The organism is Piscinibacter sp. PDB1-1, from assembly GCF_056675995.1.
On record NZ_JBWVZJ010000004.1, the window covers coordinates 100,719 to 107,579 of the forward strand.

A 6,861-nucleotide genomic window follows, 5' to 3' on the forward strand; every position below is an offset into this window, starting at 1 on the left:
GCGCAGGGTCACCCCGTGAGTGAGGGGTGCGCTCGGAACTGGTTGGCAAAGTTCGGTCGTGGCTGCACCACAGGTCGCGCCCGGCAGCGCTGCGACTTGTATCCTCCCTTTCATAAAGAGGGGGGAAGGGAATGCAAGGCAGTGCACACGTGCGCCTGGTGTTCAACGGCGAGATCTTGCCGGGGCATCAGGCCGATGAAGTCATGCGCCGTTTTGGCGACAAGTTCAAGATCGAAGGCGCGCGCCTCGCCGCGATGTTCTCGGGCGAGCAGACGGTTCTCAAGCGATCGCTCTCATACGACGACGCGGTGAGCTACATGGCCCAGTTGCAGAAGTACGGCCTGCGCGTGCGCATGGAGCCGCTCGATGTGCTGGCCCCCACCTCAGCCCCAGCGCCCGCGGCGCCGGTGGCACAACCCCTCGCGCTGAAGCCGCAGGAACGTGCGAGCGGTGCCGCCCACATTGATTCAGCCGCGGCACACGGCATAGCCGCCGCGCCAGCTTTGGCCATTGCCGAAGAACAGATCACCTGCCCCACCTGCGGCGAGACGCAGTCGATGCGCGTGCTGTGCCGCTCGTGCGCGACCGATATGCCGCGCGGCATTGCTGCCAAGAAGGAAGACGCCGATCGCCTGCGCGCCGAGCGGCTCGAAGCCGCGCGCGCTCGCCGCGGGTTGCCGCCCGTCGGCATGCAGGCCGCACAGCATGATGAAGACGCGCCCGAGCTGATGGGCTTCGGCTTCGAGGGCCGTCTTTCGCGGCTCAGCTACATCAGCGCCGCGCTCATCACCTGGACTGCACTGGTGTGGCTGGGCACGATGATGCTCACCCGCCCGGGCATCTTCACCGGTGTGTTGTTCGTGGTCGGCCTGCTCGCCACCTTGCTCTGGTCGCTGCGCGTGTCGATCCTGCGTCTGCACGACTTCAATGCATCGGGCTGGTGGGCGGTGATGGCGGTCGTGCCCTACATCGGCGAGGCCGTGAGCCTGGCACTGATCTTTATCCCCGGGTCGCGTGACGACAACGACTACGGCGGTCTGCCGCGAAAAGGCAGCAAGCTGATGGCCGGTATCCTGGTCGTGGCCTTCGCGCTGAGCGTGGCCGCTGCGTGGAAACCGGTGGTTCGCGCCATGACGGACATCATGCAGGACGAAGAGGAGCAAACCGAGACCTTCGACGGTGTGAGCGCCTCGGGGCCGGCGCCATCGGACCGCGAGATCGGGCAGTTCCTGGTGCATGCGGGCGCCATCGATGGTTTCCGTGACGAGTACTGGACCCAAGGCAACCACAAGGCTTACGCCGCGTCGGAGGACGGTGCGTGGGGCTACGGCGCGGGTGAAAGTTCGCCGCGCCAGGCGGTGTCGGTGGCGCTTGCACGTTGCGATGTGCAACGCAAGGCCTACACGCGCCCGTGCCGCCTGCTCAACGTCAACGGCATGTGGATCAAGGAGCACTGAAGAGTCAGTTTCGCCGAGGCCGCGATTGCCATGGCCGTTTACCCTGATGCCCTTCGGGTCCGGTCACCCTAATCTCGACATCCCTGTGCGCCTGCGGCCGATCCGGCTCCTGCGCCATCAGGGGAGGCGAGGACGGGGGTGCCCCATGCGACGCAGAACGCTGGCTGCCTTTTTCATGCTGGGCTTGTGCGCCCCGCTGGGGGCGAGGGCGCACGCCCCGCCCGCGCCGGCCAGCCGCCCCGGTATCGCACGTGAGTACGGCGCCCTGTTGCGTGCCGCCGGTCGCTTGCCGCTGCTCGCACGTGTCGAGTTCGTCAACAACGTTGTCAACCAGCGCATCGGCTACGCGGCCGACTCATCCACTTCCGGTCTCGCCGATTGCTGGCAGACGCCCACCGAAACGCTCGCCAGCGACTCGGGCGACTGCGAAGACTTCGCCATCTTCAAGTACTTCGCGCTGCGCGATTGCGGCCAGCCCTGCGCGTGTTCGCGCCTGCTCTATGCCTGGCGCAGCCCGCCTGAGCAACCCGAGCTGCGGCTGCCGCACGTGGTGCTGCTCAGTGGCGAGTCGACCACCGGTGCACTGGTGCTCGACAACGTGAGCCCGCACGCGCTGCCGCTGGTGCAGCGCGCCGACCTGTACCCGGTGCTGAGCTTCGACGTGGATCACCTCTGGCGGGGCGTGTCGGCCCAGCGCGTGGGCGACGCCGCCGCGCTGCTCAGGCCATGGCGCGAGGTGCTGGCGCGCTGGTCGCAGCAGCGCTGAGTTGACTTCTGGCGACGGGGCCTCAGTTGGCCGCGGCGCCGCGGCGCTGCGACTCGGCCTCCACGCGGCGGAACATGTCGGGCAGTGTCTTGCCCGGTTCATCGCGGAAGGTCTCGTCGAGCACATCGAGCTGCTGGATGCGGTCGATGCGGAAGCTGCGGAAGTCCTCGCGCGATTCGCACCAGGCCGCCAGCGTCCAGACCGCACCCCAATAGAAGCAGCCGAGCGGGCGCACGGTGCGCCGGCTGTCGCTGTCCTTGAGGTCGAGGTAGTGCAGGTCGACCTTGCGCCGGCCCTCGGCCGCCAGGCGCAGCGGCTCCAGCCGCGAGCGCGTGCCCGGGTCGAAATCCACCGGCGGCGCGTACACCGCCAGGCTTTCCGCGGCCGCGCGCGCAGCGACGGGCAACACCGCCAGGATCTTCGAGAGCGCGTTCTCGGCCTGGGCGGCGAGTGCGGCATCGAGACGCGGCTGGGCGATGCGCACCGAGGCCACCAGGGCCTGCGCTTCTTCATGCGTGAACATGAGCGGCGGCAGATCGAACCCCGAACGCATGCGATAGCCCACGCCCGCCTCGCCCTCGATGGGCACGCCCTGCGTCATCAGCTCGGCGATGTCGCGGTACACCGTGCGCTCCGACACCTCCAGTCGCTGCGCCAGGAACTGGGCCGTGCTCAGGCGCCGGCCGCGGATGAGTTGCACGATCTGGAAGAGTCGGTCGGCTCGTCGCATGCGATGGGGCTCGTGGGGGGTGTTCGGCTCGGGGTCGATCGCGGGTGGGTGTGGCGCATTCTGCAACCTCGGCCGCACGAGCGGGCGCGGCGTGTGCCGGGCAAGAAACGGCGGCGGGTTGCGCAACGGCGGCTCGAAGGGTTCCAACGGCATGGTGGGGGTGGGGGGCGGGTCTCACGGGCTTCCATGCTGGGCCCGACTTCCTGACAGCGTTGTGTCAGGAGACTCGGGATTCGAGGGGCTCGGAGAGTGCCTCGTGGCCGTCGAGCCCCCGGGCGCGCGCGCGGCCGGGCACGAGGCTTCACAATCGGCGCCTCACCTTTTACCCCGACAGGACTGACCATGCCTGGCCAACCGCCCGCCCCGATCTTCAGAAGCGAGGAAGAGCTCGCCGCACTGAGCGCATCGGAGCGCATCCGTTACCGGGTTGTCGGCGCGAAGAAGCGTTACCACGCCAATGACAACATCGCCGCGTTCATCCGCGAAGGCGAACTCGACGAGTTGCGCGACGAGGTGGCGGCACGCATGCAAGAGGTGCTCAAGGCCCTGGTGATCGACACCGAAAGCGACCACAACACGCAAGAGACCGCCAAGCGCGTGGCCAAGATGTACGTGAACGAGGTGTTTCGCGGCCGCTTCCAGCCCATCCCGGCGGTGACCGAGTTCCCCAACGCCGAGCGGTTGAACGAGCTGATGATCGTGGGGCCGATCACCGTGCGCAGCGCCTGTTCGCACCACCTGTGCCCGATCATGGGCCGGGTCTGGATCGGCCTGCTGCCCAACGAGCACTCCAACCTCATCGGCCTGAGCAAGTACGTGCGCATCTGCGACTGGATCATGAGCCGCCCGCAGATCCAGGAGGAAGCCGTGGTGATGCTCGCCGACGAGCTGCAATCACGCGTCAAGCCCGACGGTCTGGCCATCGTGATGGAGGCCGACCACTTCTGCATGCACTGGCGCGGCGTGCGCGACAGCGAGGCGATGATGAGCAACTCGGTGATGCGCGGTTCGTTCCTGAAGGATGCGAGCCTGCGTGCCGAGTTCTTGTCGCTGCTGCGCAAGAAGGGCTGAGCGCCGCTCGGCGCGGCCCGTCAGACGTCAGACCGCCGGCTCGATGTAGTGCCGCGCCAGTTCGGGCGGCTGCGGCGAGTCGAGCAGCGTGCACGCCAGGCGCAGCGCGTCGGCGGCATCGGGCTGCAACGCGCCGGGGCCCTTGAGCTGCATCGCCGCATCGACCCACTCGCGCACGATCACGGGCCTGAGCATCCATGGCAGCGACTGCACCTCCTGCAGGGCATGCACCAGCGTGTCGGCGTCGGGCGGCGCGAAGGGCGCGGTGGCCTCCGCGGCTTGCCAGGACTGCATCACCTGGCGATACCAGGGCTCGCCTTCGGGCAGCAGGCGCGAAAGAAACGCGGTGAGCCGGGCCACCTGCTGCATCAGGTGCGGGGGCAGGCTGCGCATGTCGTTGTGCGCGTTGGCCGCGGGTGGGGCGCTGGCCTGCGCCTCTCCGAGTTGCTTGCGCAGCAGCAGCAGGTGCAGCCGGTCGATTGGGCGCACCTGACCATCGGCGCCCATCACGCGGCGAGCCGATTCCATCAGCGTTTGGCGGTCGAGCAGCGGGGCGCGTGCCGCGCGAGCCAGCAGCACTTCGAGCCACGGCAGGCGCATGGCGGGGCCGAGTTTCTTCACCTCTTGCCGCACCGCCTCGGCGGTGCTCAGGCCGCCGGTTTCGTCGCGCCAGGCCCGGCGCTCCCGTTGGCTGCCGGGCGTGAGCAGCAAGGCAAGGATGGCGGCGCGCAGCTCGCCTGGGCCGTTCAGGCGCGAGAGCCTGTCGCAGGCCTCGCGTTCGTCGTCATCGGCCACGGCACGCGGCTCGGGGAAGCGGGCGGTCGGCTCGAGCATGGGGGCAGCATAGGCCAGGGGAGGCAGGTTCGGTGATGCCGAGGCGGATGTGGCGGCGGCAGGCCGGTAGTTTTCATCGGCGGCAGCGTCGGCAGCGTTGTTGGCGAGCACGGGCGCGGCCAGCGGCTCCATGTGGCGGCCATAGATGCGGCGCAGCCGTTCGGGCAGCGGCGGGTGGCTGGCCAGCCAGGTGGGCGGCGCCTGCAGCAGCATGGCCGCCAGCAGGCGCGCCGGAGCGTGCAGGAGCCGACCTTCGTTCGTGCGCGTCTGGTGCCACACCTTGCGCAGCACGCCGCCCAGCCCGTCGCGGCTGCGAGTGAACTGCACCGCGCTCGCATCGGCCAGCAACTCGCGCTGGCGCGATACCGCCGCCTGCAGCACCTGCCCGGCGAGCCAACCCAGGCTGCCCGCGGCAGCGAACGCACTGCCGATCAGCAGCCCGATGCCCGAGCGGTTGCCGTCCTCGTTGGGCGCCATCAGCGACAGGCCATAGCCGTGCACCAGTGACAGCCCCCACACGAGTGCGAGCAGCTGCATGTTGAGCCGCAGGTCGCCGCCGTGGATGTGTCCGAACTCATGCGCCACCAGACCCTGCAACTCGTCGCGCGTGAGGCGCTGCAACGCGCCGCGCGTGACGGCCACCACCGATTCTTCGGGTGACCAGCCTGCGGTGAAGGCGTTGATCGCGTCCTCGCGCTCCAGCACGTAGGCGGCCGGGCGCGGCAGGCCGCTCGCCAGGGCCATCTCATCGACGACATTGAGAAAGCGGCGCTCGGCGAGATCGCGCGGGTCGGTCAGCAAGCGCCCACCGGCCCACTCGGCCACATGGGCACCGCCACCCGCACGCAGCCGGCTGAGTTCGACCAGCGCACCACCGATCACGAACATCAGCACCAGCGCCGTGTTGGTCTCGAAGAACAGCGTGGGCAAGGTGATGAAGTCGAGCCACGACGCGATCAGCCACCACAAGCCGAACAGCATGGCGTTGACGGCCACCACCAGCGCCACCAGCAGCAGCGCGAACAGGCCCAGCAGGCGCTGCGTGGCACCGCGGGCTTCGTCCTGTTGCTTGCGAAAGCGCATCGAAAAGGGAGCGAACGAGAGCGATGCGCTCAGGCCGAAGGGTCGAGCGTTGGCTGAGCCCGACGGACCCGCGCGTGCGCGCTCAGAGCTGCACGCGCACCGGGGCGCGCTCGGCTTCGCTCGTGGTGGATTGCAGCATCGCCGCCGCCCGGAACCCGAACAGGTTGGCCAGCAGGCTGGTGGGGAACTGCTGCGAGGCGTCGTTGTATTCGAGCGATGCGTCGTTGAAGAGCTGGCGCGAGAACGCGACCTTGTTCTCGGTGCTGGTCAGCTCCTCGGACAACTCACGCAGCGACTGGTCGGCCTTCAGCTCCGGGTAGGCCTCGACCACCGCCATCAGGCGGCCCAGCGCCGAGCCCAGCACCTGCTCGGCCATGCCCAGGCTGGTGACGGCACCCGCTGCGGCGGGGCGTGTGCGTGCCACGTCGGCAGCGGCCTTGGCCTGGTTGCGCGCGGCCGTCACGGCTTCGAGCGTGTCGCGCTCGTGGGCGGCGTACTTGCGGGCCACCTCGACGAGGTTGGGGATGAGGTCGTAGCGGCGCTTGAGCTGCACGTCGATCTGAGCGAACGCGTTGCCGATGGCATTGCGCAGGCGGATCAGGCGGTTGTAGGCGCCGACAGCCCAGAACACCAGGACGGCGACGATGACCCAGGCGACGATTTGAGTGGTGCTCATGGGGCGCTCTCCCTCGGAGTTGAAATCGAGGGGACTCTAGCTGAGGTGGTGGGGGCGGGGGTGTGTGATTTGGCACGCGCGGCGTGGCGCAGTGGATTGGTTTCGGTGAGCATCGCATGCTGAAGCGGATCACTGCGTGAGGCTGTTGCCGGGATGTGCGCCCGGCGGCGCAGTCACTTTCTCTTGCTTGCCCAAGAGAAAGTAACCAAAGAGAAGGGCACCCCGTTCGCCGGTCCGCCTAGGG

At 68.6% G+C, this 6,861-nt stretch carries 6 protein-coding genes; 3 read left to right on the top strand and 3 right to left on the bottom strand.

Going from position 1 to position 6,861, the window contains the following annotated elements; translation table 11 throughout:
- Positions 1-131 precede the first annotated feature (131 nt).
- Together AC1KAR_RS19855 and AC1KAR_RS19860 are read left to right on the top strand one after the other, a co-directional pair.
- On the top strand, positions 132-1,457 hold the full coding sequence (locus AC1KAR_RS19855; protein WP_480320949.1) for a DUF805 domain-containing protein: 1,326 nt from the start codon (positions 132-134) through the stop codon (positions 1,455-1,457).
- Positions 1,458-1,602: 145 nt separating this feature from the next.
- Positions 1,603-2,223 carry a transglutaminase-like cysteine peptidase gene (locus AC1KAR_RS19860; RefSeq protein ID WP_480320951.1) on the top strand — a complete coding sequence of 207 codons (621 nt, stop codon included), beginning with the start codon at positions 1,603-1,605 and terminating at the stop codon, positions 2,221-2,223.
- Between the two features lie 22 nt (positions 2,224-2,245).
- Here the strand turns inward: AC1KAR_RS19860 and AC1KAR_RS19865 are convergent, their stop codons facing one another.
- The gene (locus AC1KAR_RS19865; RefSeq protein ID WP_480320953.1) at positions 2,246-2,953 is read right to left on the bottom strand and encodes a helix-turn-helix transcriptional regulator; all 708 of its coding nucleotides are present in this window, start codon (positions 2,951-2,953) and stop codon (positions 2,246-2,248) included.
- A 342-nt stretch (positions 2,954-3,295) separates the two neighbouring features.
- On the opposite strand from AC1KAR_RS19865, the gene folE reads away from it, so the two are divergent.
- Complete coding sequence (gene folE, locus AC1KAR_RS19870) at positions 3,296-4,024, top strand: GTP cyclohydrolase I (RefSeq protein WP_480320955.1); 729 nt, start codon at positions 3,296-3,298, stop codon at positions 4,022-4,024.
- A gap of 27 nt (positions 4,025-4,051) precedes the next feature.
- Here folE and AC1KAR_RS19875 read toward each other — a convergent pair whose 3' ends face one another.
- Together AC1KAR_RS19875 and AC1KAR_RS19880 are read right to left on the bottom strand one after the other, a co-directional pair.
- Positions 4,052-5,941 carry a M48 family metalloprotease gene (locus AC1KAR_RS19875; RefSeq protein WP_480320957.1) on the bottom strand — a complete coding sequence of 630 codons (1,890 nt, stop codon included), beginning with the start codon at positions 5,939-5,941 and terminating at the stop codon, positions 4,052-4,054.
- 82 nt (positions 5,942-6,023) lie between these two features.
- Positions 6,024-6,617: a LemA family protein gene (locus tag AC1KAR_RS19880; RefSeq protein ID WP_480320959.1), complete on the bottom strand. Its 594-nt coding sequence runs from the start codon at positions 6,615-6,617 to the stop codon at positions 6,024-6,026.
- Positions 6,618-6,861 lie beyond the last annotated feature (244 nt).

Excerpts from the sequence above, each read along its gene's own strand:
- AC1KAR_RS19855 (WP_480320949.1), top strand. The coding sequence starts at position 132 with ATGCAAGGCAGTGCACACGTGCGCCTGGTGTTCAACGGCGAGATCTTG.
- AC1KAR_RS19860 (WP_480320951.1), top strand. The coding sequence starts at position 1,603 with ATGCGACGCAGAACGCTGGCTGCCTTTTTCATGCTGGGCTTGTGCGCC.
- AC1KAR_RS19865 (WP_480320953.1), bottom strand. The coding sequence starts at position 2,953 with ATGCGACGAGCCGACCGACTCTTCCAGATCGTGCAACTCATCCGCGGC.
- folE (WP_480320955.1), top strand. The coding sequence starts at position 3,296 with ATGCCTGGCCAACCGCCCGCCCCGATCTTCAGAAGCGAGGAAGAGCTC.
- AC1KAR_RS19875 (WP_480320957.1), bottom strand. The coding sequence starts at position 5,941 with ATGCGCTTTCGCAAGCAACAGGACGAAGCCCGCGGTGCCACGCAGCGC.
- AC1KAR_RS19880 (WP_480320959.1), bottom strand. The coding sequence starts at position 6,617 with ATGAGCACCACTCAAATCGTCGCCTGGGTCATCGTCGCCGTCCTGGTG.